This window comes from Streptomyces sp. cg40, from assembly GCF_050320165.1.
GTDB classification, from domain to species: domain Bacteria; phylum Actinomycetota; class Actinomycetes; order Streptomycetales; family Streptomycetaceae; genus Streptomyces; species Streptomyces hokutonensis.
In genome coordinates this window covers 8,429,869-8,456,569 of sequence record NZ_CP190128.1, presented here as the reverse complement: position 1 = coordinate 8,456,569, position 26,701 = coordinate 8,429,869, and the positions used below count along the sequence as shown (strand labels likewise).

At 69.4% G+C, this 26,701-nt stretch carries 24 protein-coding genes; 6 read left to right on the top strand and 18 right to left on the bottom strand.

What is annotated here, in order from left to right; genetic code table 11:
* Positions 1–158: 158 nt before the first annotated feature.
* From ACQHII_RS38145 to atzF, 4 genes are read left to right on the top strand one after another with little or no spacing between them, the layout of a single operon-like run.
* Complete coding sequence (locus tag ACQHII_RS38145; protein ID WP_427923534.1) at positions 159–983, top strand: urea amidolyase associated protein UAAP1; 825 nt, start codon at positions 159–161, stop codon at positions 981–983.
* Positions 980–1,603 carry an urea amidolyase associated protein UAAP2 gene (locus ACQHII_RS38140; RefSeq protein WP_427923533.1) on the top strand — a complete coding sequence of 208 codons (624 nt, stop codon included), beginning with the start codon at positions 980–982 and terminating at the stop codon, positions 1,601–1,603. Before ACQHII_RS38145 ends, ACQHII_RS38140 begins: the two co-directional genes overlap by 4 nt.
* On the top strand, positions 1,600–5,109 hold the full coding sequence (locus tag ACQHII_RS38135) for a 5-oxoprolinase/urea amidolyase family protein (RefSeq protein ID WP_427923532.1): 3,510 nt from the start codon (positions 1,600–1,602) through the stop codon (positions 5,107–5,109). The genes ACQHII_RS38140 and ACQHII_RS38135 overlap by 4 nt, the downstream gene beginning before the upstream one ends.
* On the top strand, positions 5,106–6,794 hold the full coding sequence (atzF, locus tag ACQHII_RS38130) for an allophanate hydrolase (RefSeq protein WP_427925503.1): 1,689 nt from the start codon (positions 5,106–5,108) through the stop codon (positions 6,792–6,794). The genes ACQHII_RS38135 and atzF overlap by 4 nt, the downstream gene beginning before the upstream one ends.
* 64 nt (positions 6,795–6,858) lie before the next feature.
* Here the strand turns inward: atzF and ACQHII_RS38125 are convergent, their stop codons facing one another.
* From ACQHII_RS38125 to ACQHII_RS38075, 11 genes are all read right to left on the bottom strand, one after another.
* Entirely contained in the window at positions 6,859–9,723 is a 2,865-nt protein-coding gene (locus tag ACQHII_RS38125; RefSeq protein WP_427923531.1) for a DEAD/DEAH box helicase, read from the bottom strand.
* 86 nt (positions 9,724–9,809) lie between these two features.
* Positions 9,810–10,772 (bottom strand): twin-arginine translocase subunit TatC, encoded by a 963-nt coding sequence (tatC, locus tag ACQHII_RS38120; protein ID WP_427923530.1) that lies wholly within the window; start codon positions 10,770–10,772, stop codon positions 9,810–9,812.
* A gap of 48 nt (positions 10,773–10,820) precedes the next feature.
* A complete protein-coding gene (tatA, locus tag ACQHII_RS38115) occupies positions 10,821–11,102 on the bottom strand; it encodes a Sec-independent protein translocase subunit TatA (protein WP_427923529.1) in 282 nt (93 codons plus the stop codon).
* A 260-nt stretch (positions 11,103–11,362) separates the two neighbouring features.
* Complete coding sequence (locus ACQHII_RS38110) at positions 11,363–11,557, bottom strand: hypothetical protein (RefSeq protein ID WP_359608362.1); 195 nt, start codon at positions 11,555–11,557, stop codon at positions 11,363–11,365.
* Between the two features lie 19 nt (positions 11,558–11,576).
* Positions 11,577–11,879, bottom strand: a complete 303-nt coding sequence (locus ACQHII_RS38105) for a hypothetical protein (RefSeq protein ID WP_427923528.1) — start codon at positions 11,877–11,879, stop codon at positions 11,577–11,579.
* Entirely contained in the window at positions 11,876–12,901 is a 1,026-nt protein-coding gene (locus tag ACQHII_RS38100; RefSeq protein ID WP_427923527.1) for a helix-turn-helix transcriptional regulator, read from the bottom strand. The genes ACQHII_RS38105 and ACQHII_RS38100 overlap by 4 nt, the downstream gene beginning before the upstream one ends.
* A gap of 19 nt (positions 12,902–12,920) precedes the next feature.
* Positions 12,921–13,874, bottom strand: coding sequence for a helix-turn-helix transcriptional regulator (locus tag ACQHII_RS38095; protein WP_381245888.1), 954 nt, complete (start codon positions 13,872–13,874; stop codon positions 12,921–12,923).
* Between the two features lie 130 nt (positions 13,875–14,004).
* Positions 14,005–14,376, bottom strand: a complete 372-nt coding sequence (locus tag ACQHII_RS38090; protein WP_427923526.1) for an FKBP-type peptidyl-prolyl cis-trans isomerase — start codon at positions 14,374–14,376, stop codon at positions 14,005–14,007.
* Between the two features lie 93 nt (positions 14,377–14,469).
* Positions 14,470–15,477, bottom strand: coding sequence for an FKBP-type peptidyl-prolyl cis-trans isomerase (locus ACQHII_RS38085; RefSeq protein WP_427923525.1), 1,008 nt, complete (start codon positions 15,475–15,477; stop codon positions 14,470–14,472).
* Between the two features lie 141 nt (positions 15,478–15,618).
* A complete protein-coding gene (gene pafA, locus ACQHII_RS38080; protein ID WP_043681683.1) occupies positions 15,619–16,980 on the bottom strand; it encodes a Pup--protein ligase in 1,362 nt (453 codons plus the stop codon).
* A 9-nt stretch (positions 16,981–16,989) separates the two neighbouring features.
* Complete coding sequence (locus tag ACQHII_RS38075) at positions 16,990–18,249, bottom strand: MFS transporter (RefSeq protein WP_427923524.1); 1,260 nt, start codon at positions 18,247–18,249, stop codon at positions 16,990–16,992.
* Positions 18,250–18,347: 98 nt separating this feature from the next.
* Here ACQHII_RS38075 and ACQHII_RS38070 point away from each other — a divergent pair, with 98 nt between their 5' ends.
* Positions 18,348–19,364 (top strand): LacI family DNA-binding transcriptional regulator, encoded by a 1,017-nt coding sequence (locus tag ACQHII_RS38070; RefSeq protein ID WP_427923523.1) that lies wholly within the window; start codon positions 18,348–18,350, stop codon positions 19,362–19,364.
* A 79-nt stretch (positions 19,365–19,443) separates the two neighbouring features.
* On the opposite strand, the gene prcA is transcribed toward ACQHII_RS38070, so the two are convergent.
* The 6 genes from prcA to arc form a co-directional block, all read right to left on the bottom strand.
* A complete protein-coding gene (prcA, locus tag ACQHII_RS38065) occupies positions 19,444–20,190 on the bottom strand; it encodes a proteasome subunit alpha (protein WP_427923522.1) in 747 nt (248 codons plus the stop codon).
* Positions 20,191–20,260: 70 nt separating this feature from the next.
* Positions 20,261–21,106 carry a proteasome subunit beta gene (gene prcB, locus ACQHII_RS38060; protein WP_427923521.1) on the bottom strand — a complete coding sequence of 282 codons (846 nt, stop codon included), beginning with the start codon at positions 21,104–21,106 and terminating at the stop codon, positions 20,261–20,263.
* Complete coding sequence (locus ACQHII_RS38055) at positions 21,058–21,375, bottom strand: endonuclease domain-containing protein (protein WP_427925502.1); 318 nt, start codon at positions 21,373–21,375, stop codon at positions 21,058–21,060. Before ACQHII_RS38055 ends, prcB begins: the two co-directional genes overlap by 49 nt.
* A gap of 59 nt (positions 21,376–21,434) precedes the next feature.
* Positions 21,435–21,653 carry a ubiquitin-like protein Pup gene (locus tag ACQHII_RS38050; protein ID WP_019066113.1) on the bottom strand — a complete coding sequence of 73 codons (219 nt, stop codon included), beginning with the start codon at positions 21,651–21,653 and terminating at the stop codon, positions 21,435–21,437.
* Positions 21,654–21,808: 155 nt separating this feature from the next.
* Positions 21,809–23,320: a depupylase/deamidase Dop gene (gene dop / locus ACQHII_RS38045; RefSeq protein ID WP_427923520.1), complete on the bottom strand. Its 1,512-nt coding sequence runs from the start codon at positions 23,318–23,320 to the stop codon at positions 21,809–21,811.
* A 245-nt stretch (positions 23,321–23,565) separates the two neighbouring features.
* A complete protein-coding gene (gene arc, locus ACQHII_RS38040; protein WP_427923519.1) occupies positions 23,566–25,332 on the bottom strand; it encodes a proteasome ATPase in 1,767 nt (588 codons plus the stop codon).
* A gap of 386 nt (positions 25,333–25,718) precedes the next feature.
* Here arc and ACQHII_RS38035 point away from each other — a divergent pair, with 386 nt between their 5' ends.
* Positions 25,719–26,024 (top strand): ferredoxin, encoded by a 306-nt coding sequence (locus tag ACQHII_RS38035; RefSeq protein ID WP_043682010.1) that lies wholly within the window; start codon positions 25,719–25,721, stop codon positions 26,022–26,024.
* A 28-nt stretch (positions 26,025–26,052) separates the two neighbouring features.
* On the opposite strand, the gene ACQHII_RS38030 is transcribed toward ACQHII_RS38035, so the two are convergent.
* Positions 26,053–26,631 (bottom strand): hypothetical protein, encoded by a 579-nt coding sequence (locus ACQHII_RS38030; protein WP_427923518.1) that lies wholly within the window; start codon positions 26,629–26,631, stop codon positions 26,053–26,055.
* Positions 26,632–26,701 lie beyond the last annotated feature (70 nt).

Here is a 26,701-nt window from a genome sequence, read left to right as displayed (position 1 = left end):
GTGATCTTGGTGAGGGCTCGGTAACCGACCGGCAACACCCGGGCAACCCCGGCGACCCGGCCGCCTCCTAATTTCTGTCGAGCGACAGAAATAGCGAAAGAACCAGCGACAGAAATGTCGTACGACCCAGACGTCCCCGCAGCCGGAGGTCCCCCGCGATGGCGACAGCGACCACTTACGGAGCCCGCGCCCACGCCCGTGCCCAGGAGGGCAAACGTGCCGAGGCGATGCCCGTCGTCCCGGCCGCCGACTGGCCGGCCCCGCCCTGCGAGGCGGGCCACCTGGTCTGGGCCGAGACCGTCGCGGGCGGCAACTACACCCACCGCGTCCTGGCCCGCGGCACCGAACTCCGCCTCACCGACCTGCGCGGCGACGCCTGCGCCCACCTGCTCCTCTACGCGGCCGACCGCCCCTGGGAGCGGCTGAACGTCGCCGACACCGTCAAGGTCCAGTGGAACGCCTACCTCGGCGAGGGCCAGCTCCTCCTCTCCGACCAGGGCCGCGTCCTCGCATCCCTCCTCGCCGACACCTCCGGCCGCCACGACGCGCTCTGCGGCACGTCCACCCTCGTGCGCAACACCACGCGCTACGGCGACGGCACCCCGCAGTCCGGCTCCCCCGCCGGCCGTGAACTGTTCAAGCTCGCCGCCGCCAAGAACGGCCTCGAACCCCGCGATCTGCCACCCTCACTCTCCTTCTTCCAGGGCGTCGACGTGGGCGACGACGGCTCCCTCGACTTCACCGGCTCGGCCGGCCCCGGCGGCAGCGTGACCCTGCGCGCCGAGCAGGACGTGACCGTACTGATCGCCAACGTGCCCCACCCGGCCGACCCGCGCGACGACTACGTCAGCACCCCGCTGGAGGTGCTCGCCTGGCGCGCCGAGGCCACCGGACCCGGCGACCCACTGTGGGAGGCGACGCCCGAAGGCCGCCGCGCCTTCCTCAACACCACCGAATTCCTTGCCGCGAGGGGGCTCATATGAAGACCGAGGACGCAACGCCCGTACGGAACGCGGAAGTTCCGGCTCGCGCCGCCTGGTCCGCCGTCGTCCGCACCGGCGAAACCCTCACCATCACCGACCTGCACGGCAACCAGGCCGTCGACTTCCTCGTCTACGACGCCCACGACACGTCGGTCCGCTACAGCGCCCCCGACACCATCCACGCCCAGGGCGGCATCTTCCTGACCACCGGCAGCGTGCTGATGTCCAACGAGCACACCCCGCTGATGACCGTCACCGAGGACGAGGTCGGCCGCCACGACACGGTCGGCGGCGCCTGCTCCAAGGAGTCCAACACCCTGCGCTACGGCCACCACACGTGGTCGCAGCACGCGTGCGTGGACAACTTCCTCGCCGAGGGCGCCAAGTACGGCCTGGGCAAAAGGGACTTGGTGTCCAACATCAACTGGTACATGAACGTGCCCGTCGAGAAGGACGGCACCCTCGGCATCGTCGACGGCCTCTCCGCACCGGGTCTGAAACTGACCCTGCGCGCCGAACGCGACGTCCTCGTCCTGGTCTCCAACTGCCCCCAGATCAACAACCCTTGCAACGGTTTCGAGCCGACGGCCGTACAGATGACCATCGGAGTCTCCGGATGAGCTTCGACACGCTGCTGATCGCCAACCGGGGCGAGATCGCCGTCCGCATCATCCGCACCGCCCGCGAACTCGGCCTGCGCACCGTCGCGGTGTACTCCGACGCCGACCGCTCCGCACCCCACGTACGACTCGCCGACCAGGCGGTACGGCTCGGCCCGGCACCGGCCAAAGAGTCGTACCTGGACGCCGACTTGGTGCTCAAGGCCGCCAAGGACACCGGCGCGGGCGCGATCCACCCCGGCTACGGCTTCCTCTCCGAGGACGCGGCCTTCGCCCGGCGCTGCGAGGACGCGGGCATTGTGTTCGTGGGCCCGACGCCGGGACAGCTCGAACTGTTCGGCGCGAAGCACACGGCACGGGCGGCGGCCGAGGCGGCGGGCGTACAACTCGCCCCGGGAACAGGCCTGTTGGCAGACCTGACCGAAGCACTCACCCAAGCCGCGCGCATCGGCTACCCCGTCATGCTCAAGGCGACCGGCGGAGGCGGCGGCATCGGCATGTCGGCCTGCCACTCAGCCGGTGAACTGACCGAGGCCTGGGAGCGGGTGCAGCGCGTCGCCGCCGCCTCCTTCTCCTCCGCCGGCGTCTTCCTGGAACGCCTCGTCGAACACGCCCGCCATGTCGAGGTACAGGTCTTCGGCGACGGCGAGGGCGGGGTCGTCACCTTCGGCGACCGCGACTGCTCCCTCCAGCGCCGCAACCAGAAGGTGGTCGAGGAGGCCCCCGCACCGGGACTCCCCGACCACGTGCGCGACCAACTGGCGGCGAACGCGCGCGACTTGTGCGCCTCGGTCGGCTACCGCTCCGCCGGAACCGTCGAGTTCGTCTACGACGCCCGCCGCGAGGAGGCCTACTTCCTGGAGGTCAACACCCGCCTCCAGGTGGAACATCCGGTCACCGAGGAGATCTACGGCGTCGACCTGGTCGCCTGGATGCTGCGCCTGGCGCGTGGCGAGCGGGACGTCGTCCGCGACCCGGGCAGCCCGCGCGGCCACGCCGTCGAGGCCCGCGTCTACGCCGAGGACCCCTCCCGCGAACACCGTCCCAGCGCGGGCCTGTTGACCCGCGTCGAGTTCCCGCACGGCGTGCGCGTCGACGGCTGGGTGGAGACCGGCACCGAGGTGACGACGTCGTACGACCCGATGCTCGCGAAGGTCATCGCCTACGGCTCCGACCGCGCCCACGCGCTGCGACGGCTCGACGAGGCCCTGGCCCGCACCCGAGTCGACGGCATCGAGACGAACCTGGGCCTGGTCCGGGCGGCACTCGCCGAGCCGCACTTCCGTACGGCGGCCCACTCCACGGCGACCCTCGCCGGCGTCACCGACCCCACGCCCCGCATCGAGATCGTCGCCGGCGGCACCCTCACCACGGTCCAGGACTGGCCAGGCCGCACCGGCTACTGGCAGGTCGGCGTCCCCCCGTGCGGCCCGATGGACGACCTCTCCTTCCGCCTCGGCAACCGCGCGCTCGGCAACGACGAAGGCACCCCTGGCCTCGAATGCACGCTCCAGGGACCGACGTTGAGGTTCACCCACGCCACCACGGTGTGCGTGACGGGCGCCCCGGCACCGGTGACGGTCGACGGCGTTCCGGTCCCGCAGTGGGAACCGGTGACGGTCCCCGTCGGCGCGGTCCTGGAGATCGGCGCCCCTGCCCAACACGGCCTGCGGACCTACGTGTTGTTCGCCGGCGGCCTGGACGTGCCCGCCTTCCTCGGCAGCGCGAGCACCTTCACCCTGGGCCGCTTCGGCGGCCACGGCGGCCGGGCGCTGCGCACCGGTGACGTCCTGCACGGCGGCACGGTCACCGAGGGCACACCGGTACCGCCCGCCGACCGCCCGGCCTTCGGCACCGTATGGAACGTGGCGGCGGTCGAAGGCCCGCACGCGGCACCGGAGTTCTTCACCGAGGACGACGTCCACGACTTCTACGCGGCCGACTGGAAGGTCCACTTCAACTCGGCGCGCACGGGCGTCCGGCTGGTCGGCCCCAAGCCGCGCTGGGCCCGCACCGACGGCGGCGAGGCGGGCCTGCACCCGTCCAACATCCACGACACCCCGTACTCGGTCGGCGCCGTCGACTACACGGGCGACATGCCGGTCCTGCTCGGCCCCGACGGCCCGTCCCTCGGCGGCTTCGTCTGCCCGGCGACGGTGATCAGCCAAGAGCGCTGGAAACTGGGTCAGTTCAGGCCCGGCGACACGGTCCGCTTCCTCCCGGTGAACGTCGACGGCTCGCCCCGCCCCGACATCGTGGACGGCGGAATCCTCGCCAGGGACGGTGACGTCACCTTCCGCCGCAGCGGTGACGACAACCTCCTGGTCGAATTCGGCCCCATGCAACTGGACTTGGCGCAGCGCATGCGCGTCCACGCCCTGATGGAGGCGGTGTCGGAGGCCGACTTCGAGGGCGTCACGGACCTCACCCCGGGCATCCGCTCCCTCCAGATCCAGACGGACCCGACCCGCCTGCGACAGTCCGAACTCCTCACCGCAGTAAGGGAAATTGCGGCCTCCCTCCCACCCACAGACCAGCTGATCGTCCCCTCCCGCACGGTCCACCTCCCCCTCTCCTGGGACGACCCGGCCACCCGCGAGGCCATCGCCCGCTACATGGCCGGCGTCCGCGACGACGCCCCCTGGTGCCCCTGGAACATCGAGTTCATCCGCCGCGTCAACGGCCTGGACTCGGTCGAGGACGTCTACGGCACGGTCTTCGACGCCGAATACCTCGTACTCGGCCTGGGAGACGTCTACTTGGGCGCCCCGGTGGCCACGCCGCTGGACCCGCGCCACCGCCTGGTGACCACCAAGTACAACCCGGCCCGCACCTGGACGGCGGAGAACTCGGTCGGCATCGGCGGCGCCTATCTCTGCATCTACGGCATGGAGGGCCCCGGCGGCTACCAGTTCGTGGGCCGTACGACCCAGGTGTGGTCGGGCTGGCAGCAGCGCGGCGCGTTCGAACCGGGCTCGCCCTGGCTGCTGCGCTTCTTCGACCGCATCAAGTGGTACCCGGTGGAGGCGGACGAACTCCTCGAACTCCGGGCCGACATCGTCTCCGGCCGCTTCGTCCCGCGCATCGAGGAGGGCACGTTCTCGCTGGCCGAGTACGAGGCGTTCCTGGCCGAACACGCCGAGTCCATCGCGGAGTTCAGGACCCGGCAGCAAACCGCGTTCGGCGCGGAACGTGATGCCTGGGAGGCTGCGGGCGAGTTCACCCGCGCGGAGGCGGCGGCCGCCCCGGCACCACCGCAGGCCGAGGTGACGGTCCCGGCCGGCGGACGCCTGGTCGAGGCCGAATTCGCCGCGTCCGTCTGGCAGTTGAACGTGGAACCCGGCGACGAAGTGACTGTCGGCCAACCCCTCCTGGCCCTTGAGGCCATGAAGATGGAATCCAGGGTCCACGCCCCGATGGCCGGTGTGGTGGCCGAGATCCTGGCCAGGCCCGGCGACCAGGTCGAAGCGGGCACGGCGCTCCTCGTCCTCGCCCCCGCAAGCTGAACAGCAAGGAGCACCAAGAGATGTCGACCACTTCGACCACCGTGTCCCGAGTCCGCGCCGCCTACGCCCGCATCGAGGCCGTGGACCGGCCCGAGATCTGGATCGATCTGCGCCCACAGGCGGAGGTCGAACAAGAGGCACGGGCGATCGACGAGCGAGTGGCCGCAGGCGAGCAACTCCCCCTCGCGGGCCGCCTGTTCGCCGCCAAGGGCAACATAGACGTACACGGCCTCCCGACCACGGCGGGCTGCCCGGCGTACGCCTACGACCCGGACACGGACGCCCCGGTCGTCGCCCGCCTCCGCGCGGCCGGCGCGATCGTGCTCGGCACCACGAACCTCGACCAGTTCGCCACCGGCCTGGTCGGCACCCGCTCCCCGTACGGCGCGGTCCGAGGCGCCCACGATCCGGCGCGGATCAGCGGCGGCTCCAGCGCCGGTTCGGCGGTCGCCGTGGCCCTCGGCATCGTCGACTTCGCCCTCGGCACCGACACGGCGGGCTCGGGCCGGGTCCCCGCCGCCTTCAACGGCATCGTCGGCCTCAAGCCCACCCGGGGCCTAGTCCCGACGGCGGGAGTCGTCCCGGCCTGCGCCTCGATCGACTGCGTGACGGTCTTCGCCCGGACCCTCCCCGAGGCCGAACAGGCCCTGTCCTTCATGGCCTCCCCACCTGACCGCGACCTCCCTCCCCTCCCCCAGCGCGCGCCGGGCCCGTGGCGCATCGCGGTAGCGGCACGCGAACAGCTCGGCGAACTGGACGAGGGCTGGGCGGAGGCCTACGAGGCGGCGGTGGAGCAGCTCAGGGACGCGGGCACCGAGATCCGCACCCTCGACCTCACCCCCTTCACGGAGGCGGCGGCGATGCTCTACCAGGGCGCGTTCGTGGCCGAGCGCTATACAGCGGTGGGGAGCTTTATCGACAAAACAATCGCAGACGGCATCGAGGGCCTGGACCCCACGGTCACCGGCATCATCACCCGGGCCCGCGACATCCCGGCCCACCAGTTGTACGCGGACGAGGAACGTCTGGCCGCTCTCCGCACCCGAGCCCTGTCCGAACTGGCCGACGCGGACGCCCTGTTGCTCCCGACCACACCGGGCCACCCCACCCTGGCGGACGTCGCGGCCGACCCCCTGGGGGCCAACGCCCGCATGGGCCGCTTCACCAACTCCACGAACCTCTTCGACCTGGCGGCGGTGGCGGTCCCTTCGGGCAAGGTGAACGAACTGCCCTTCGGCGTGATGCTGATCGGCCCGGCGTTCACGGACGACCGCCTGGCACAGATCGCGCGCGCCCTCGATCCGACGATCCAACTGGCAGTCGTAGGAGCCCACTTGACGGGCCAGCCCCTGAACCCCCAACTCCTGTCCCTGGGCGCCCGCTTGGACCGCACAACGACAACGGCCCCGGTCTACCGCCTGCACGCCCTCGCGACAACTCCCCCCAAGCCGGGCCTGGTGCATGTGGGCGGCGAGGGCGGCGCTGCGATAGAGACAGAGGTATGGCGCCTACCGGCAGAGGGTTTGGGCCGCTTGCTGGCGACCCTCCCCCGCCCGATGACGCTGGGAAGCGTGGAGTTGGCAGACGGCACGAGGGTGCCGGGCTTCCTGTGCGAGCCGGCAGCGCTGCCCGACGCAGAGGACATCACCAAGTACGGCGCCTGGCGAACTTACCTGAGCCGATAGCGTTTTAGGGGCGCGGGGAACTGCGCGACCAGCCCCCACGCACCCGCACCCGCCAACACACCCGTCACCCCACAGACGAGTAGGCCACAACCCCCCGCAGCAACAAATCAACAGCCTTACGCGCATTCTTCGCCACAGTGGAAGACGCCTCCCCACCAGAAACCGGAGCCGCCGCCGAAATCTGCCCCAGCACATCAATCACCTGCTTGCACCACCGAACAAAGTCCCCGGCCGGCATCTCCACCTCCCGAAGGACCTCGTCCAGCCCCTTCCCACTGGCCCACATGAACGCGGCCCAGGCGAAGCCGAGATCGGGCTCGCGCTGCCCGACCCCCTCGGTCTGAGTGATGCGGAAGTCTTCCTCCAGGGCGTCGAGACGCCCCCAGATCCGCACCATCTCCCCCAGCGCGGCCTTGGCCGCACCGGACGGCACCTTCGGCGTCGTGGCGTCGTCGCTGACCCGCGCCTCGAACACCAACGCCGAGACGCACGCGGCGAGTTCGGCAGGGGCGAGCCCCTCCCACACACCCTCGCGCAGGCATTCACTGGCGAGCAGGTCGAGTTCGCCGTAGAGCCGGGCGAGTCGCTTGCCGTGCTCGGTGACCTCGTCGCCGCGCAGATAGTCCAGCTCGGTGAGGAGCGCGACGATCCGGTCGAAGGTGCGGGCGATGGTGTTGGTCCGGCCCTCGATGCGCCGCTCCAGCTGCGTGGTGTCCCGCTGGAGCCGGTGGTACCGCTCGGCCCAACGGGCGTGGTCCTCACGGTCGGTGCAGCCGTGACACGGGTGCGCACGGATCGCCGTACGCAACTGGGCGATCTCCCGGTCGTCCGCCGCCTGCGAGCGCTGCTTGCGGGCGCGCTCCGGCGGGATGTGCCCGGCCTTGGTGCGCAGCGCGGAGGCCAGGTCCCGACGGGACTGCGGGGAACGGGGGTTGAAGGACTTCGGGATCCGCATCCGGTCCAGGGCCTCGACGGGCACCGGGAAGTCCATCGACGCGAGCCGCTTGACCTGGCGTTCGACGGTCAGGACGAGCGGACGCGGACCGTCGTGCTGCTCGAAACCGCGGTGGCCGTTGGACCGCCCGGCGGGCAGGCCCGGGTCCAACACCAGTGCCAGGCCCGCGTACTTGCCGGTCGGGACATGGATGACGTCCCCCGGCTTGAGCTTCTCCAGGGCGACGGCGGACTCGGCGCGCCGCTGCGCCACGCCCTGCCGGGCGAGCTCGGTCTCGCGGTCCTTGAGCTCGCGGCGCAGCCGCATGTAGTCGTCGAAGTCGCCCAAGTGGCAGGTCATGGAGTCCTTGTAGCCCTCCAGGCCCTCTTCGTTGCGCTGCACCTGCCGGGAGATCCCGACGACCGACTTGTCCGCCTGGAACTGCGCGAAGGAGGTCTCGAGCAGCTCCCGCGAGCGGTGCCGCCCGAACTGCTCGACGAGGTTGACCGCCATGTTGTACGACGGCTTGAAGCTGGAGCGCAGCGGATACGTACGCGTGCCGGCCAGTCCCGCGAGGTGCTCGGGGCTGATCCCGCGCTGCCACAGCACGACGGCGTGGCCCTCGACATCGATGCCGCGCCGGCCGGCCCGACCGGTCAACTGGGTGTACTCGCCGGGGGTGATGTCGGCGTGCTGCTCGCCGTTCCACTTGACGAGCTTCTCCAACACCACCGAGCGCGCGGGCATGTTGATGCCGAGCGCCAGGGTCTCGGTGGCGAACACGGCCTTCACCAGGCCGCGCAGGAACAGCTCCTCGACGACCTCCTTGAACGTCGGCAGCATGCCCGCGTGGTGGGCCGCGATGCCGCGCTCCAGGCCTTCCAACCACTCGTAGTACCCGAGGACATGCAGGTCCTCGGACGGAATGGACGCCGTGCGCTCCTCGACGAGGGCGCGCACCTTCTCCCGCGCCTCGTCGTCGTTGAGCCGCAGCCCGGCGTACAGACACTGCTGTACGGCGGCCTCGCAGGCGGCGCGGCTGAAGATGAACGTGATGGCGGGGAGCAGGCCTTCGCTGTCCAGCCGCTCGATGACCTCGGGGCGTCCCGGTGTCCAGACGCGTGAGCGCTGTCTGCGCTCGCGCTCCCGATCGGCCTCGCGCATGGCCCGGCCGCGTCTGCGGTCCTGGTAGGACGGGCGCTGCGCCTCCATGCGGGCGAGGCGGGTGAGGTCGGGGTTGACGGCCTTCTTCTGGCCCTCGCCCTCCTCGAAGAGGTCGTACATCCGCCGCCCGGCGAGCACGTGCTGGAACAGCGGCACCGGCCGGTGCTCGGAGACGATCACCTCGGTGTCGCCGCGGACGGTGTCGAGCCAGTCGCCGAACTCCTCCGCGTTCGACACCGTCGCCGAGAGGGAGACCAGGGTCACCGACTCGGGGAGGTGGATGATCACCTCTTCCCAGACGGCGCCGCGGAAGCGGTCGGAGAGGTAGTGCACCTCGTCCATGACCACATAGCCGAGACCGAGGAGGGTCTGTGAACCGGCGTACAGCATGTTCCGCAGGACCTCGGTGGTCATGACGACCACCGGTGCCTCGGAGTTGACGCTGTTGTCGCCGGTGAGCAGGCCGACCTTGTCGGCGCCGTAACGGCGGCACAGGTCGGCGTACTTCTGGTTCGACAGTGCCTTGATGGGGGTCGTGTAGAAGCACTTCTTGCCCTGCTGGAGGGCGAGGTGGACGGCGAACTCGCCGACGATCGTCTTGCCGGAGCCGGTGGGCGCCGCGACCAGGACGCCCTTCCCCGCTTCGAGCGCCTTACAGGCCTCGATCTGGAAGGGGTCGAGACCGAAGTCGTACATCTCGCGGAAGTCCGCGAGCGCGGTGGCCTGCTCGGCTGCCCGCAGGCGGGCTGCCGCGTACCGCTCGGCCGGGGAGAGGTCCTCTGTCATCGTGCTTTCGAGCGTACCGGGCGCCACTGACAACAGGACGATCATTATCCGTTCCCATAGGTCCTCCACACACGGAGACCGGCCGCCCGCGCTGCGGGAACGGCCGGTCTCGGCGGAGGTCGGGACGGTGGTCAGGTCACGTCGTCATACCCGTTGACCCGGTCCGAACCGGTGCCGCCCGCCTGCTCGGGCAGGGCCGCCCGGCCGGCCGAGACGGCTTCGACGTCGCCGATGTCCTCGGGGGTGAGGTCCAGGTCGGAGGCCTCGTCGTCGGCCGGTCCGGACTCGTCGCGGCGGCGCTTGCGCCGGTCGTTGAGCAGCGAGAAGAGGACCGCGCCGAAGTACAGCACCCAGATGGGCCCGGCCAGGGCCAGCATCGTGAGCGGGTCGGTGCTGGGGGTGGCGACGGCCGCGAAGACCGTGATGCCGAGGATCATGGCCCGCCACCAGCCGAGCATCCGCTTGCCGGTCAGCGCCCCGGTGAGGTTGAGCATGATCAGCAGCAGCGGCAGCTCGAAGGAGAGTCCGAAGACCAGCACCATGCGCGTGACCAGGTCGAGCAGGTCGTCGAGCGGCAGCAGGTTGTTGACGTCCTTCGGCGTGAAGCCGAGCAGGACCTTCGCGGTGGTGGGCAGCACCCGGTAGGCGAAGTAGGCGCCGGCGAGGAAGAGCGGTACGCCGGTGCCGACGAAGCCGAGCGCGTACTTCTTCTCGTTCTTGTGCAGGCCCGGGGCGACGAAGCCCCACAGCTGGTACAGCCAGACCGGGGACGCCAGGACGACGCCGGCCATCAGGGACACCTTCAACGCCAGTGTGAACGGCGTCAGCAGACCGTTGATGGTGATCTGCGCGCACTGGTGGCTCTTGTCGCCTGCCTTCCGCAGTTCCTCGAAGGTCGAGGCGCAACCGACCGAGTCCAGCACCGGCTTGGTGATGATGTTGACGATGTCGTTGTAGAAGAAGGCGGCCACGCAGGTCACCACGATGATGGCGAGCATCGCCTTCGCGAGCCGGTTGCGCAGCTCACGCAGATGGTCCGCGAGGGGCATCCGCCCCTCGGGGTCCTTCTCCTTCTTGCGGGCAGACTTGGGCAACCCACGTCCTCATCTCGTGCGGCAGGCCGGGGGCGTCCCGGCCCTGCGTCAGCGCTTGGTCGTGTCCGACGGCTCGGTGACGGGGCGCGAGCTGGTCACGTCGCCGGGGGCCGCCTGGATGGTGCGCTGCACGGGCTCGTCGGTGGCCGGCGGGCCGGCGGGAGCGGGGGTGCTGTTGCCCTCTTCCTTCATCGCCTTGGCTTCGCTCTTGAGGATGCGGGCGGACTTGCCGAGGGAGCGGGCCATGTCCGGAAGCTTCTTCGCGCCGAAGAGCAGCACGATGACGACGAGGATGAGAATGATCTCGGGAGCTCCGAGCCTTCCGAACATAAGTCTTTACCTTCTCACCGAGGCGGCTGGGGTGGGGGTGCTGTCCGATCGGTCGGACATGTGTCCGACGTTCGTGCTGCCAGCGATCGTAACGCTCAGGGGTAAACGTCAGGCAATCCCCGTGCGTACTCCCGGTCCGCGCTCCGGGCCTCGTTATCCGGACCGCGATCAGCAGCGTACCCGCCTTGAGCGACAACGTGACAGGGCAAAGTGACGCGAAGCGCATCAGCCGCGCAACTCACACCCCACGCATACGTGACTCACAGTGCGTCGACGGAACGGGCCGTGGAGACGGCCGCTTTCTCCAGGTCCTCGGCCGCCCTGTTGATGCGCTGCGCGGCGTCCGTGACCTGCAGTCCGAGCCGCCGCGCCTCCAGGAAGACCCGGACGGCGAGCACGCCGAGCACGGCGAGACCCAGAAAACCCACAGCTACCGCGACCATCGCCCAGAACATGGGGCGAGCCTAGACCCTGCTACCCGACGGAGGTCAGGCGCAGGGTCCGCACCCCGCCGCCGGTGAGCAGTTCGACGATCCGCTCGCCCGCGGGCTTGCGGACCGCGGCGCCGCAGTCGGGGCAGGTGAAGGAGTAGAAGGTGGTGCGGCTGGTGGCGCCGATGGCGAGGCGCAGGGCGCTCGCCGCCAGTTCGAAGTTGCCCCGGCAGTCCGGGCAGCCCGCTCTGAACACGACCGGCATCACGTTCTTCATCCCGGCGAAGGCGGTGGCCACCGTCATCTCCTGGACACCGGAAACACCCGACATCGTCGACTCGCTCACAGCTCCTGCTCCTGCCTGTCGTCAACTGCGTGCACTCCGTCAACAACTCCCTGCGGTCCGTCGTACGCCGCCAGCGCCTCGCGGGCCGCGCGGCGGGCGCTGTCGGCGAGATCGCCCGGGGAGACGATCCGGCCGTCGCGCCCGAGCCGCAGGGCCAGGCGCCGCAAGGACGTCGGGTCGGGGGTGCGCAGGGTAATACGCAGCCCGCCGTCGGGAAGCTCATCGGCACTGTCGTGCGGGTAGTACTCGGCGACCCAGCGCCCGCCCGGGCCGACCTCGACGACGACCTCCGGGTCCTCGGCGGCGGGCTGCACCAGCGCCTCCGACAGGTCCCGCAGTTCGATCTCGGGCGGTGCGGACGGCTCGTCGAGGATCTTGATCTCGGCGACCCGGTCGAGGCGGAAGGTGCGGCGCGCCTCGGAGCGCCGGCACCAGGCCTCCACGTACGTGTGCCCGACGCTGACCAGGCGGATGGGGTCGATCTCGCGCTCGGACAGCTCGTCGCGCGCGGGCGAGTAGTAGCGGATCCACAGGCGGCGGCGCTCCGAGATCGCGCGGTCGACGTCCGCGAAGACCCCGCCCTCGGACTCGAAGGTCACCGAGAGGCGGGCGCTGGCCCCGGCCGCCTCGCCGGCCGCCGCCTCCAGCTTGGCATTGGCCCGCAGCAGCGCCTGCCGGTCGCTCTCGCGCAGGCCCGGCAGCGTCGACACCGCGCGGGCGGCCACCAGGAGGGCCGTGGCCTCGTCGGCGGCGAGCCGGAGCGGTTCGGCGACGTCGTCCGGGTTGTGCCACCAGATGCGCTCGCCGTCGGTGTCGATGTCGAGCAGGTCGCCGCCCCGGAAGCTGGTCCCGCACATGGGCAGCACGTCGAGGTCGGAGACCAGCTCCTCCTCGGTGACCCCGAAGGCGCGCGCGACGTCCTCGACGCGTGCTCCGGGGCGCTCCTTGAGATAGGTCACCAGGGAGAGCATCCGCCGGGTCTGGTCGATGGCGTTGACGGGCCTGACCGGTTTTCCTGCCACAGTTCTCTTCCGCTCCCCCTCAGCCCTTGGCCACGGCACGCAGCCGGTCCACCACGTCGGCCCGCAGCTCGGCGGGCTCCAGGACGACCACGTCCGGCCCGAACTCGACCAGCCAGGCGTCGAGTCCGTGGCCGTACGGAATCTCCAACTCGTCCCAGCCGTCCCCGAGTTCCCGAACCGCCGTGGCTTTCGCCCGCAGGGGGTACCCGGAGCCGGTGCGCAGCCGGATCAGGGCGGAGCGGTCGGCGGTCTCCCCCGCCCAGCTCGCGACGGTCTCGCGCACGGTCACGACATCGGGCACGTCCGCGGTGAACCGCCCGTTGCGCGAGCGCACCTTGCCGGTGATCCGGGAGAGCCGGAAGACGCGCTCGGCGCCACGGTCCCGGTCCCAGCCGGCGAGGTACCAGTGGCCGCGCCAGCACTCCAGGGCCCAGGGCTCGACGCTGCGGGTCTCGGGGCGGGCGGCGGTGGCCTTGCGGTACTCGAACACCACCGGCCGACGGTCCCGGCAGGCCAGCATCAGCGGCTCGAACGACGCCTCGTGCACCGGAATACGAGGCTCCAGGGCGCCGTGCGGCTCGTACGGGTCGAGGTCCTCGGGCATTCCGGCGGCCCGCAGTTTCTGCAGTGCGCCGCTGGCCGCGCCGGCGAGCCGGGCCTGCTGCCAGACCTTCGCGGCGAGACCGAGGGCCGCGGCCTCCTCGGCGTCGAGGGTGATGGGCGGGAGGCGGTTGCTGTCGCGGCGGGCGAGATAGCCGACCTCGCCGTCGAGATTCTCCACCGTCTCGATGACCAGCCCGAGTTCGCGCAGATCGTCCTTGTCGCGCTCGAACATCCGGTTGAAGGAGTCGTCGCTGCCCGCTTCGAGATAGGCCTCGATGGACTCGCGCAGCTCACGCTTGCTGAGCGGCCGCCGCGTCCCGAGCAGACACAGCGCGAGGTTCATCAGCCGCTCGGCCTTGGCAATGGCCATCGACGCCCTTCGCCTTCCTCTGTACTTACGAACGATGACCGTACCGCTCCGCGGTGGCCTGGCAAAAGCCGAGGGCCCATGCCCGAGCAGGCATGGGCCCCGGTTGATCAGGCCCGGTCGGAACCGGTGATCAGACGGCGACGAGGTCGACCACGAAGATCAGGGTCTCGCCCGGCTTGATCGCCGGGGTCGGGCTCTGGTTGCCGTAGGCGAGGTGCGCCGGGATGGTCAGCTGGCGGCGGCCGCCGACCTTCATGCCCTGCACGCCCTGGTCCCAGCCCTTGATGACACGGCCGCCACCGAGCGGGAACTTGAACGGGGTGCCGCGGTTCCAGCTGGCGTCGAACTCCTCGCCGGTGCTGAAGGCCACGCCCACGTAGTGGACGGTGACGTTCTGGCCCGACTTCGCGACCTCGCCCTCACCCACCCAAAGATCCTTGATCTCCAGGTCTGCCGGGGGTGCGCCCTCCGGGAAGTCGATCTCGGGCTTCTCGATGCTCACGTCTCTAGCTCCTGCTTGTGTACGACAAGGCAACTCGGACAGTCTCGCATCCCGGCCGCGCTCGTGCGTCGGCCAGGCTCTTCACCCGCGCGACTACATCGCCGCCAGGATGTCGACCGAGAACACCAGGGTCTCGCCCTTCTTGATGGTGCCGCCGGTCGGCGGGGTGTCGCCGTAGGCCAGGTCCGGGGGCGCGACGATCAGGACGCGGCTGCCGACCTTCTTGCCGGTGACACCCTGGGCCAGGCCCTTGACGACCGACTCCATCTGCGAGATCGCGAACTGGCTCAACCGGCCCTGGGAGTACGTCGATTCGAACTGCTTGCCGGTGGACCAGACCACGCCCTCGAACTGGCACAGGATCGTCTGGGACGCCTTGACGACGGCTCCGTCGCCCTCCAGGACGTAGTTCGACACCAGCTTCTTCGGCGGGTCCGCCTTCGGGACGGTCACCGAGGGCGCCTTGCCGTCGGTGTTCGTACCGACCTTGGGCAGCGCGGAGTCGGACTGGGCGACGGCCTTGCCCTTGGCGGAGCTCTTGATGTTGAAGGCGTCCTGCACGTCGATCACGAAGACCAGCGTGTCGGTGCCCTTGATGCCCGCCTGGCTGTTGCCCGTCGTGCCGTATCCCCAGGTCGGCGGGATGGCCATCTCGACGCGGCTGCCGACCTTGCGGCCCGCGAGGCCGTAGCGCCAGCCGTCGATGATGCTGCCCTGTGCGAGCTGGATGACCAACGGGGTCTTGCGGTCGTAGGAGTTGTCGAAGACCTTGGCCGTCGACCAGATCTGGCCCAGGTAGTTGACCTGGACGAAGTCGCCCTCCGCCACGGCCTTTCCGCTGCCCGCGATGACCGTCTTGACCGCGAGGTTCTTCGACGGATCGCCGGTCCCCTTGGCGACGGTCGGCTTCTCGTCGAACTTCGTGCCCGCGGTGATCGCCGGCACCGGACCGTCGACCACCTTCGGCGGCGGAACGGTCGAGGCCGAGGCGGACGGCGACGGCGACGCACTGGCCTTGCTGGAGGAGGAATCGCTGTCACCGCACCCCGCGAGCGTCACAAGTCCTGCGGGAACAGCGATGAGAAGGGAGCGTCGGCGCACGGTGAAGGCCTCGTATCGGTCGATCTTGTTGATGGCGTGCGCGCAACTCTACGGCGTGGCACGGGCCCCGTACGTGAAACGTACGGGGCCCGTGTGGCGTACCGAATATGTATCCGGACATCGGCATCCGGACGCTTTTGTCTACATTCCGGCGATCAGTTTCTCCACCCGGTCGTCCACCGAACGGAACGGGTCCTTGCACAACACGGTGCGCTGCGCCTGGTCGTTGAGCTTGAGATGGACCCAGTCGACGGTGAAGTCCCGCCGCTGTTCCTGGGCCCGGCGGATGAAGTCGCCGCGCAGCCGTGCCCGAGTGGTCTGCGGCGGAACGGACTTGCCCTCGAAGATCTTCAAGTCGTTGCAGATCCGGGCGGCTTGGCCCTTCCTCTCCAGGAGGTAGTAGAGCCCTCGGCGACGGTGGATGTCGTGGTACGCGAGGTCGATCTGCGCGACCCGCGGGTGGGACATGGTCATGTTGTGCTTGGCCCGGTACCGCTCGATCAGCTGGTACTTCATGACCCAGTCGATCTCGGTGCCGATCCGGTCGAGGTCCTCGGCCTCGATCGCGTCGAGGGTGCGGCCCCACAGTTCGAGGACCTGCTCGACAGTGCCCGTGCGGATGCCGCGGCGGTCGACGAAGTCCACGGCCTTCTCGTAGTACTCGCGCTGCACCTCGATCGCGGAGGCCTCGCGACCGCTGGCCAGACGCACCTTGCGCCGGCCCGTGATGTCGTGGCTGACCTCGCGGATCGCCCGGATCGGGTTCTCCAGGGTCAGGTCGCGCATCACCGTGCCCGCCTCGATCATGCGCAGCACCAGGTCGGTGGCGCCGACCTTGAGCAGCATGGTCGTCTCGGACATGTTCGAGTCGCCCACGATGACGTGGAGACGGCGGTAGCGCTCGGCGTCCGCGTGCGGTTCGTCGCGGGTGTTGATGATGGGCCGGGAACGCGTCGTCGCCGAGGAGACGCCCTCCCAGATGTGCTCGGCGCGCTGGCTGACGCAGTACACGGCGCCGCGCGGGGTCTGCAGTACCTTGCCCGCGCCGCACAGCAGCTGACGCGTCACCAGGAACGGGATGAGGATGTCCGCGAGCCGGGAGAACTCGCCGTGCCGTGCCACCAGATAGTTCTCGTGGCAGCCGTACGAGTTGCCCGCCGAGTCGGTGTTGTTCTTGAAGAGGTAGACGTCGCCCGCGATTCCTTCCTCGTGCAGGCGTCGTTCGGCGTCCACCAGGAGTCCTTCGAGAATGCGCTCGCCGGCTTTGTCGTGGGTGACCAGTTCGGTCACGTTGTCACATTCGGGGGTCGCGTATTCCGGATGTGAGCCCACGTCGAGATAGAGCCGGGCGCCGTTTCGCAGAAAGACATTGCTGCTGCGGCCCCATGACACGACACGGCGGAAGAGGTACCGAGCCACCTCGTCGGGAGACAGACGCCGCTGTCCCCTGAACGTACACGTGACGCCGTACTCGTTCTCCAGCCCGAAAATGCGGCGGTCCATGAGTGAACATTACGCCCGATCGCCTGTGCTGAAACGGGGTTCGACCGCACGGTTTGGATCATTTTCCGATGAAGCCGCAACGACCGCTCCCCCGGCGGGAGCTGCGAGGACCCGCCCGGTGGACAGCAGGACCAGCAGCGACACGGCCCCCGCGACCCCCGGCACGGCGAACCCCCACAGGGCCCCACCGGCCTCTACGACCGGTCCCGCGACGCCCGTTCCGACCGACGCGCCCACGGTGAACGTCGTGACAAGCCAGGAGAAAGCCTCGGTGACCGTCCCTTTGGGGGCATGCCGGTCCACGATGATGAACGCACAGGCGAGAGCCGGCGCCAGGAACACCCCGGCGAGCACGGTCAGCAGCACCATGGCGACCGCGCCCGGCATGAGCATCAGCGGCAGGTAACACACCGCCAGCAGCCCCACCAGGACCCGCAGTCGGCGCTCGGGCACCCCGGTCCACTGCCGCGCCCCGTAGACCGTCCCGCCCAGCAGCGCGCCCAGACCGATCGCCGCCATGAGCCACCCGTACACCACGTCGCCGCCGTGCCCGTCCGCGTACGGCACGGAGGCGACCGTGATGGACCCGAGCGCCATCCCGACGAACAGGAAGGCGCCCAGCAGCGCCAGCAGCCCCGGCGAGCGCAGGGCGCCCAGCCAGTGCGCCTCGCGCGGAGCCGACCGCCACGCGCGCGAGGGCGGCGACACGACCACGGAGAGGGCGCCCAGCACCCCGATGACGTTCAGCACGAGCAGCGCCACCGGGGCGGACCACAGCGACACGAACACCGTCACGAGCAACGGCCCCACGGTGAACATGACTTCCTGCGCCACGGCGTCCATGGCGTACGCCGTGTGCACCTGCTCCTCCCGGCGCAGCACGGCCGGCCACAGGGCGCGCAGACCGCCCTCCAGGGGCGGCGCGAAGAGACCGGCGGCGGCCACGGAGACGTAGGCGAGCGGAAGCGGGTCCGTGCCCCAGCAGGCGAAGACGGTCATCGAGAGGGCGGAGAGGACCGCGGCGGGCAGCTGCACCCGCGGCTGGCCGTGGACGTCCACCAGCCGGCCGAGAAGGGGCTGCCCGACCGCGTTGGCGATGCCGTAGACGGCCGCCAGCGCCCCGGCGAGGCTGTAGGTGCCGCCCTCCGCGCGGACGAAGAGCACGATCGCGATCGCGGCGGTGGCGTTCGGCAGGCGTCCCACCAGCGTGCCCACCAGCAGCCGGGTGGCGTGCCTCGCCCTGAGGATCTCCAGATATCCCACGGCCATGCCCCACCCTCACGTTTTACGTATAACTTCCATCGTCATACGTACCATGTGCCCTGTCACGAGTCCAGACGGAGCCCGGCCGAAGGAGCAGCCCCACGGTGGCACGAGGCAGCACCCGCCCCACGAGCCGCGACGTCGCCCAGGCCGCGGGGGTGTCGCAGGCCGCCGTCTCGCTGGTGCTCGGCGACAAGTGGCGGGGCCGCGTCTCGGAGACCACCGCCGAACGCGTCCGGGAGGCCGCACGCGACCTGGGATACCGCCCCAACCTCGCGGCCCGCAATCTCAGGCTGGGACGCACCCGTACCGTCCTCCTGGTCGTCCCCGCGCTGACCACGGAGTTCTTCGCCGGCGTCTACACCGGCGCCGCCCGGGTCGCCGCCGAACACGGCTTCGGCGTGGTCCTCTACCCCTCCCCCGAGGGCATCGGCCCCGCCCGCGACCCCTTCGCCTCCGCACAGGCCGCCCTGGACGGCGTCATCGCCTCCTCCATGGCCGCCGACGCCCTCACCGCGATCCGCGGCGACCAGCTGCCCCTCGTGATGCTCGACAGCGACCCGGAGGGCAGCCTCGGCGCCGCGACCGTCAACCTGGACATCGCCGACGGCGTCCGCCAGGTCGCCGACCACCTGCTGACCCTGGGCCACCGCCGCTTCCTCCACCTCGCCGCGGACATTCCGTCCTGGACCTTCGAGGTACGCGCGCGTGAACTGGCCGCGCGGGTGGGCTCCGTGGCAGGCACCTCGGTACGCACGACCCGCGCACCCATCTCGATCGAGGGCGCCCTGACCGCCGCCGGGACCGCCCTCTCGGCACCCGGTCCCCGGCCCACCGCCCTGGTCTGCGACGACGACAAACTCGCCGCCGGCGCCTACAAGGCTGCCCGCCGCCTCGGGCTGCGCATCCCCGAGGACGTGTCGATCACCGGCCTCGACGACCTCGCCCTGGCCACCGCCCTCGACCCCGAACTCACCACGGTCCGCCTCGACGCCGAACTCTTCGGAGAACACGGCATGCGCGCCCTCCTGGCGGTCCTGGACGGCCGCGTGCCGGAGGACGGGGACATCCCGGTGGAACTGGTCGTACGAGGCTCCACAGCCGCGCCGGACGGCCCCTGACGCCCCTCGCAACGCCGTGCGCCCCGGCCGATGACCGGCCGGGGCGCACGAAGGGCTATGAGCGGGGCGACCGCCCGACTCACTTCTCGGCGTCGTCCTCGGACTCCGACGAGGCGTCCGCGCTCTCGCTCTCGCCGAGCAGCCGGGACAGCTCCCCGCCGACGATCCGCTTGAACTTGCGGGCCTGCGGGCGGGTACGGTCCAGCACCGCGACCTCCAGGCGCTCGGCGGGGATCTCCCGCTCGCTGCCGTTCGTGTCGCGGGACAGGGACTGCACGGCCAGCTTGAGCGCCTCCGCGAGCGTCATGCCGTCGCGGTGCCGCTGATCCAGATAGCTGCTGATCGTCTCCGCGTTGCCGCCGACCGCGACCGAGCCGTGCTCGTCCACGATCGAACCGTCGTGCGGCAACCGATAGATCTGATCGCCGTCGGAGGTGTCCCCGACCTCCGCGACGACCAGCTCCACCTCGTACGGCTTCTCGGCCGCGCTGGAGAAGATCGTGCCGAGCGTCTGGGCGTAGACATTGGCGAGACCGCGGGCGGTCACATCCGCGCGGTCGTAGGTGTAACCGCGCATGTCGGCGTAGCGCACGCCGCCGATCCGCAGGTTCTCGTACTCGTTGTATTTTCCGGCGGCCGCGAACCCGATCCGGTCGTAGATCTCGCTGAACTTGTGCAGCGCACGGGACGGGTTCTCGCCGACGAAGACAATGCCGTCGGCGAACTGCAGCACGACCAGGCTGCGGCCACGGGCGATGCCCTTGCGGGCGTACTCCGCCCGGTCGGCCATGGCCTGCTGGGGTGAGACATAGAACGGCGTCGACACCGGTATCCGTCCCTCTCTTTAAAGTTCCGTCGAAGTCACTGGATCACCTTGAATGAGAACGGGCCCGCGGTCAGAGCAGCGCGGCGCGCGGGCCGTCGGGCTGCTGCAGTCGCCGCTCCAGGATCGAGGCGGCGATCTCGGAGGACTCGTCGTCGGTGAGCCGGCGGAAGCCGTCCTCGGTGATCACGGTGACGATCGGGTAGATCCGGCGGGCCACATCGGGACCGCCGGTCGCCGAGTCGTCGTCAGCGGCGTCGTAGAGGGCCTGCACCACGAGGGTCGTGGCCTCGGACTCGGTCAGTCCGTCGTGGAAGAACTTCTTCATGGCGCTGCGGGCGAAGACCGAGCCGGAGCCGGTGGCCGCGTAGCCGAGCTCCTGGGAACGGCCGCCCGTCACGTCGTACGAGAAGATGCGGCCGACGCCGCGGTCCACGTCGAAGCCGGCGAAGAGCGGGACCACGGCGAGGCCCTGCATGGCCATGCCGAGGTTGGAACGGATCATGGTGGACAGTCGGTTCGCCTTGCCCTCCAGGGAGAGTTGGGCGCCTTCGACCTTCTCGAAGTGCTCCAGCTCCAGTTGGAAGAGCCTGACCATCTCGACGGCGAGGCCGGCGGTGCCGGCGATACCGACGGCCGAGTACTCGTCCGCCGGGAAGACCTTCTCGATGTCCCGCTGTGCGATGACATTGCCCATGGTGGCCCGCCGGTCACCGGCGAGCACCACGCCGCCGGGGAACGTGACGGCGACGATGGTCGTGCCGTGCGGGGCCTCGACGACGCCCTGGGTGGGCGGCAGTTGCCGGTTGCCCGGGAGCATCTCCGGCTGGTGGTCGGAGAGGAAGTCCATGAAGGACGACGACCCGGGCGTCAGGAAGGCAGCTGGTAGACGCCCGGTGCTACGAGTGTTGGCTTCCACGAGGATCCTTCCAAGTAGGCGGCAGCCCGACGAACAGCGTCGGGATCATCTCCCAACTTGCCGATGGCCGAATTGCAGTTGAAGCACAGTACGCAACGGACCCTACCCGTCTCGTGGCAGTGATCCACATGAACGGCGGAGGCATTCCTGCACCGCTCGGAATACCGCTCCGAACGTGGCCGGCCCTCCCCGAATCGCACGCGATTCGTGCGCTCGGATGCGAAGGCTGCGTGCGGTTTGGTCCCACCGCACCGCACGCAGCACTTCATCTTCGACTCGCCTGCCACCACGCCACCCCGTTCACCTTCGAATCGAAGGGTAGAGCGACCTACTGGCCGCCCTTCTGAACGAAGGACCGCACGAAGTCCTCGGCGTTCTCCTCGAGGACATCGTCGATCTCGTCCAGAACCGAGTCGACATCGTCGCTCAGCTTCTCGTGGCGCTCCTTGAGGTCGTCGGTCGCCTGTGCTTCCTCGGCCTGTTCCTCGACCTCCTCCGTGGAGCGCGTCGCCTTCTGCTGTCCGCCGCCGGTGTCCTTGGTCGCCATAACCCTCACCCCGCTCGGTTCGACGTTCTTGATCAGACCCTACTTGCAGGGACTGACATCGGCCCCGCAGTTCCTACAACGTACGGCGGCCACCTCGATGATTCCCGGCCACCGGACATTCCACCCTGTCCGGAGCCCCGGATCGAAGGGTCCTGTCAGCCGCCCGACAGGACCCTGACCAGGTCTTCCGCCGTACGACAGCGGTCCAGGAGCTCCTTGACGTGATTACGCGTTCCGCGAAGCGGTTCCAGGGTTGGGACGCGCTGGAGCGAGTCCCGGCCCGGGAGGTCGAAGATCACGGAGTCCCAGGAGGCCGCCGCGACGTCGTCGGCGTACTGCTCCAGGCAGCGTCCGCGGAAGTACGCGCGCGTGTCCTCCGGAGGCGTCGTACGCGCCCGCTCGACCGTGTCCTCGTCCAGCAGCCGCTTGATGCGGCCGCGGGCCACCAGACGGTTGTAGAGGCCCTTGTCGGCCCGTACGTCCGCGTACTGGAGGTCGACCAGCTGGAGCCGGGCCGCGTCCCAGTCGAGGCCGTCGCGGCGCCGGTAGCCCTCCATGAGCTCCCGCTTGGCGACCCAGTCCAGCTCGCTGGCCAGGCTCATCGGGTCGTTCTCCAGGCGGTTGAGCGTGTCCTCCCAGCGGGCGAGGACGTCCTTGGTCTGGTCGTCCGCGTCGGAGCCGTAGCGTTCCTCGACGTACTTGCGGGACAGCTCGAAGTACTCCATCTGGAGCTGGACCGCGGTGAGTGTCCGGCCGCTGCGGAGGGTGACCAGGCGCTTGAGGGTCGGGTCGTGGGAGACCTGGTGGAGGGTGCGGACCGGCTGGTCCACGGCCAGGTCGACCGCGATGAAGCCGTCCTCGATCATGGAGAGGACCAGGGCCGTGGTGCCGAGCTTCAGGTACGTCGAGATCTCGGAGAGGTTGGCGTCGCCGATGATCACGTGCAGGCGGCGGTACTTCTCGGCGTCCGCGTGCGGTTCGTCGCGGGTGTTGATGATCGGGCGCTTGAGGGTGGTCTCCAGGCCGACCTCGACCTCGAAGTAGTCGGCACGCTGGCTGAGCTGGAAGCCGTGCTCGTGTCCGTCCTGGCCGATGCCCACGCGGCCGGCTCCGGTGACGACCTGTCGGGAGACGAAGAAGGGCGTCAGGTGGCGCACGATGTCCGAGAAGGGGGTCTCCCGCTTCATCAGATAGTTCTCGTGCGTGCCGTAGGAGGCGCCCTTGTTGTCGGTGTTGTTCTTGTAGAGGTGGATCGGCTGGGCGCCGGGGAGTTGGGCCGCGCGTTCGGCGGCCTCCGCCATGATGCGTTCGCCGGCCTTGTCCCACAGCACGGCGTCCATGGGGTTGGTGACTTCGGGAGAGCTGTACTCCGGGTGTGCGTGGTCGACGTAGAGGCGCGCGCCGTTGGTGAGGATGACATTGGCGAGGCCGATGTCCTCGTCGGTGAGCTGGGTGGAGTCGGCGGCCTCCCGGGCGAGGTCGAAGCCTCGCGCGTCCCGCAGCGGATTCTCCTCCTCGAAGTCCCAGCGGGCCCGCCGGGCCCGGTGCATCGCCGCCGCGTAGGCGTTGACGATCTGGGACGAGGTGAGCATGGCATTGGCGTTGGGGTGGCCGGGGACGGAGATCCCGTACTCCGTCTCGATGCCCATTACTCGCCGTACGGTCATGCGGCCCTCCTTGCCCGGCGGCGCCCTCGGTCGGGGGCGCCGCTCAAGTACCGCTGGCGCTCCGGTGCGTGTGCGGTGCCCGTCCCCGCACTGCGCGACTCGGCGGTACCGAAGAGCCTAGAACGGCTTTGCGCTGGTGGGGAGATCATTTGCGTCATTGCCTTGCGCGCCCCTTGTCGCGGTCATGGCCTGAAAAACAGTTGGCTGCGGGTACCCGCCTAGGGCACCCGCAGCCACCCTGCTTTTTACAGGTACTGACCGGTGTTCGCCACCGTGTCGATGGAGCGTCCGGTGTCGGCGCCCTGCTTGCCGGTGATGAGCGTACGGATGTAGACGATCCGTTCGCCCTTCTTTCCGGAGATCCGGGCCCAGTCGTCCGGGTTGGTGGTGTTGGGCAGGTCCTCGTTCTCCTTGAACTCGTCCACGCATGCCTGGAGGAGGTGGGAGACGCGGATGCCCTTCTGCTTGTGGTCGAGGAAGTCCTTGATGGCCATCTTCTTGGCCCGGCCCACGATGTTCTCGATCATGGCGCCGGAGTTGAAGTCCTTGAAGTAGAGGACTTCCTTGTCACCGTTGGCGTAGGTGACCTCCAGGAAGCGGTTCTCCTCGGATTCCGTGTACATGTGTTCCACGGCCGTCTGGATCATGCTCGTGACGGTGGTGGTCTTGTCGTTGCCGTGCTCGCCGACGTCGTCGGGGTGGAGCGGGAGGCGTTCGGTGAGGTACTTGCCGAAGATGTCCTTGGCGGCCTCGGCGTCGGGACGTTCGATCTTGATCTTCACGTCCAGGCGGCCGGGGCGCAGGATGGCGGGGTCGATCATGTCCTCGCGGTTCGAGGCGCCGATGACGACCACGTTCTGTAGGCCTTCCACGCCGTCGATCTCGGCGAGCAGCTGGGGGACGATGGTGTTCTCCACGTCCGAGCTGACACCGGATCCGCGGGTGCGGAAGAGGGATTCCATCTCGTCGAAGAAGACGATGACGGGGGTGCCCTCGCTGGCCTTTTCGCGTGCACGCTGGAAGACGAGGCGGATCTGCCGCTCGGTCTCGCCGACGTACTTGTTGAGGAGCTCGGGGCCCTTGATGTTGAGGAAGAAGCTCTTGCCGGTGGCCTGTCCGGTGACTTCGGCGACCTTTTTGGCCAGCGAGTTGGCGACGGCCTTGGCGATGAGCGTCTTTCCGCATCCGGGGGGCCCGTACAGCAGGACGCCCTTGGGCGGCCGCAGTTCGTGCTCCTTGAAGAGGTCGGGGTAGAGGTACGGCAGTTCGACCGCGTCGCGGATCATCTCGATCTGGCCGCCCAGACCGCCGATCTGCTCGTAGCCGATGTCGGGGACCTCTTCGAGGACGAGTTCCTCGACCTCGCTCTTCGGGACGATCTCGTAGACGTAGCCGGAACGGGGTTCGAGCAGCAGGGCGTCGCCGGGGCGGATGGTGATGTCCAGCAGTGGCTCGGCGAGCCGTACCACCCGCTCCTCGTCGGTGTGCCCCACCACGAGGGCGCGTTCGCCGTCCTCAAGGATCTCCTTGAGGGTGACGATGTCGCCGACGCGCTCGTACTCCATGGCCTCGACCACGTTGAGCGCTTCGTTGAGCATTACTTCCTGGCCGCGGCGGAGCTCTTCGAGATCCACGCTTGGGCTGACGTTCACCCGGAGTTTGCGGCCGCCGGTGAAGATGTCCGCGGTGCCGTCCTCGTTGGCCACGAGGAAGACTCCGAAGCCGGCCGGTGGCTGTGCGAGCCGGTCGACCTCTTCCTTGAGGGCCACGATCTGGTCGCGGGCCTCACGGAGCGTGTTGGCGAGTCGCTCGTTCTGGGCGGACACTCCGGCCAGATTGGTCTGCAGCTCGACGATCCGCTCTTCGAGAATCCTCGTGTGTCGCGGAGAGTCGGCGAGCTTACGTCGCAGGACGGCGATCTCCTGCTCAAGGTAGGCAATCTGCCCGGACGGGTCGTCGGACCCTCGTCCCGGGCGGATGCCGCGGTTCATGTCGTCGTCGTGGGCTGCCACGGTCCTCACCTCCTCCAAGGGGAGCTGGACGCTTCCAGACCCTACCTGGGTGGGTGTCGATTGAAACCCCTAGATCACAAAGACTGTCAAGGTGTGTCGTCGGTCACCCTGCGCTCTCCCTCGTGCCGTCTGAATACCCACTCAACGTGATTCAGAAGCCGACTGTTCCAAGGGTGGGTCGGTCAAAATCCTTCATGGGGGACGTGAGTTGCCGTGACGGCGGGTCCGGGGCCCGGCGAAATCCCGCCGGGACGTCCCTTGACGGAGAGTGTCCGCGCGGACGGTGCCCGTCATGCCGTGGCGTGAAACCAGGGATCTCCGGGAAGTGTCGCCGGGGTGCGCGGAGGTAGGGTCGAAGCGTTCAACACCCGGCGGAAGCAGGAGACATCACCGTGCAGGACGAGGCAGCGGCCGACGGCGAGGCGCTGGAGGTCTGGATCGACCAGGATCTCTGTACCGGCGACGGCATCTGCGCGCAGTACGCCCCTGAGGTCTTCGAACTGGACATCGACGGTCTGGCCTATGTGAAGAGCCCGGACGACGAGCTGCTGCAGGACAAGGGCGCCACCACGCCCGTGCCGTTGCCGCTGCTGGTCGACGTGGTGGACTCCGCGAAGGAGTGTCCCGGCGACTGCATTCACGTGCGCCGGGTCGCGGACCGGGTCGAGGTGTACGGCCCCGACGCGGCCTGAGGGCCGTCGGGGCGCCGGTTCCGGGGCGTCAGACGCTCTGGGTGTTGCCGGGCGTGGAGCGGACGAACGTGCCGTTCTTCCACTGCCACTTCGCGCTCTCCTTGACGTCGGGGCAGCAACTGGGCACGTCCTGGGTCGAGTAGCCGAGCATGGTCGCGAGTACGGCGCCGTCGCGTACGGCGAACTCGGTGACCGTCTCCCGGGACTTCGGCGCGATCAGGGTGGCCACCACGCGCGGTTTGGCGGCGTGCGCGGCCTGGGTCAGGACGTAGACGGCGTCGGGCGGGGTGCCCATGCCGGCGTCGCAGTGGACCACGGCGACCGTCTCGGGCCTGCCGTCCCCGTCGAGGTCGCCGGAGGCCTGCTTCTGGACGACGGCCTTCGTGGGACCGCACTGGATGGGGAAGTCGACCCCTGTGGTCGCGGGGGCAGCGGCGGTGGCGGGTTTCGCCTGCGGGCCGGAGGCCTGGGCGGCGCGCGCCGAATCGGGCTGCAGGACCGAGGAGAGCGCCACGACGGCGGCCAGTGCCGTGGCGGTGGCGACCCAGTGGATGGGCCGGGTGTTCGTGTGTGCCAGTTCCAGTTCCGGGACGGCGGAGTGCTGCACTAGGAGTGTCTCCTGTGAGGGCTGTGCCGGTGGGGGTGGCCTGCATGGTGCCACACGTCACAATGCGGGG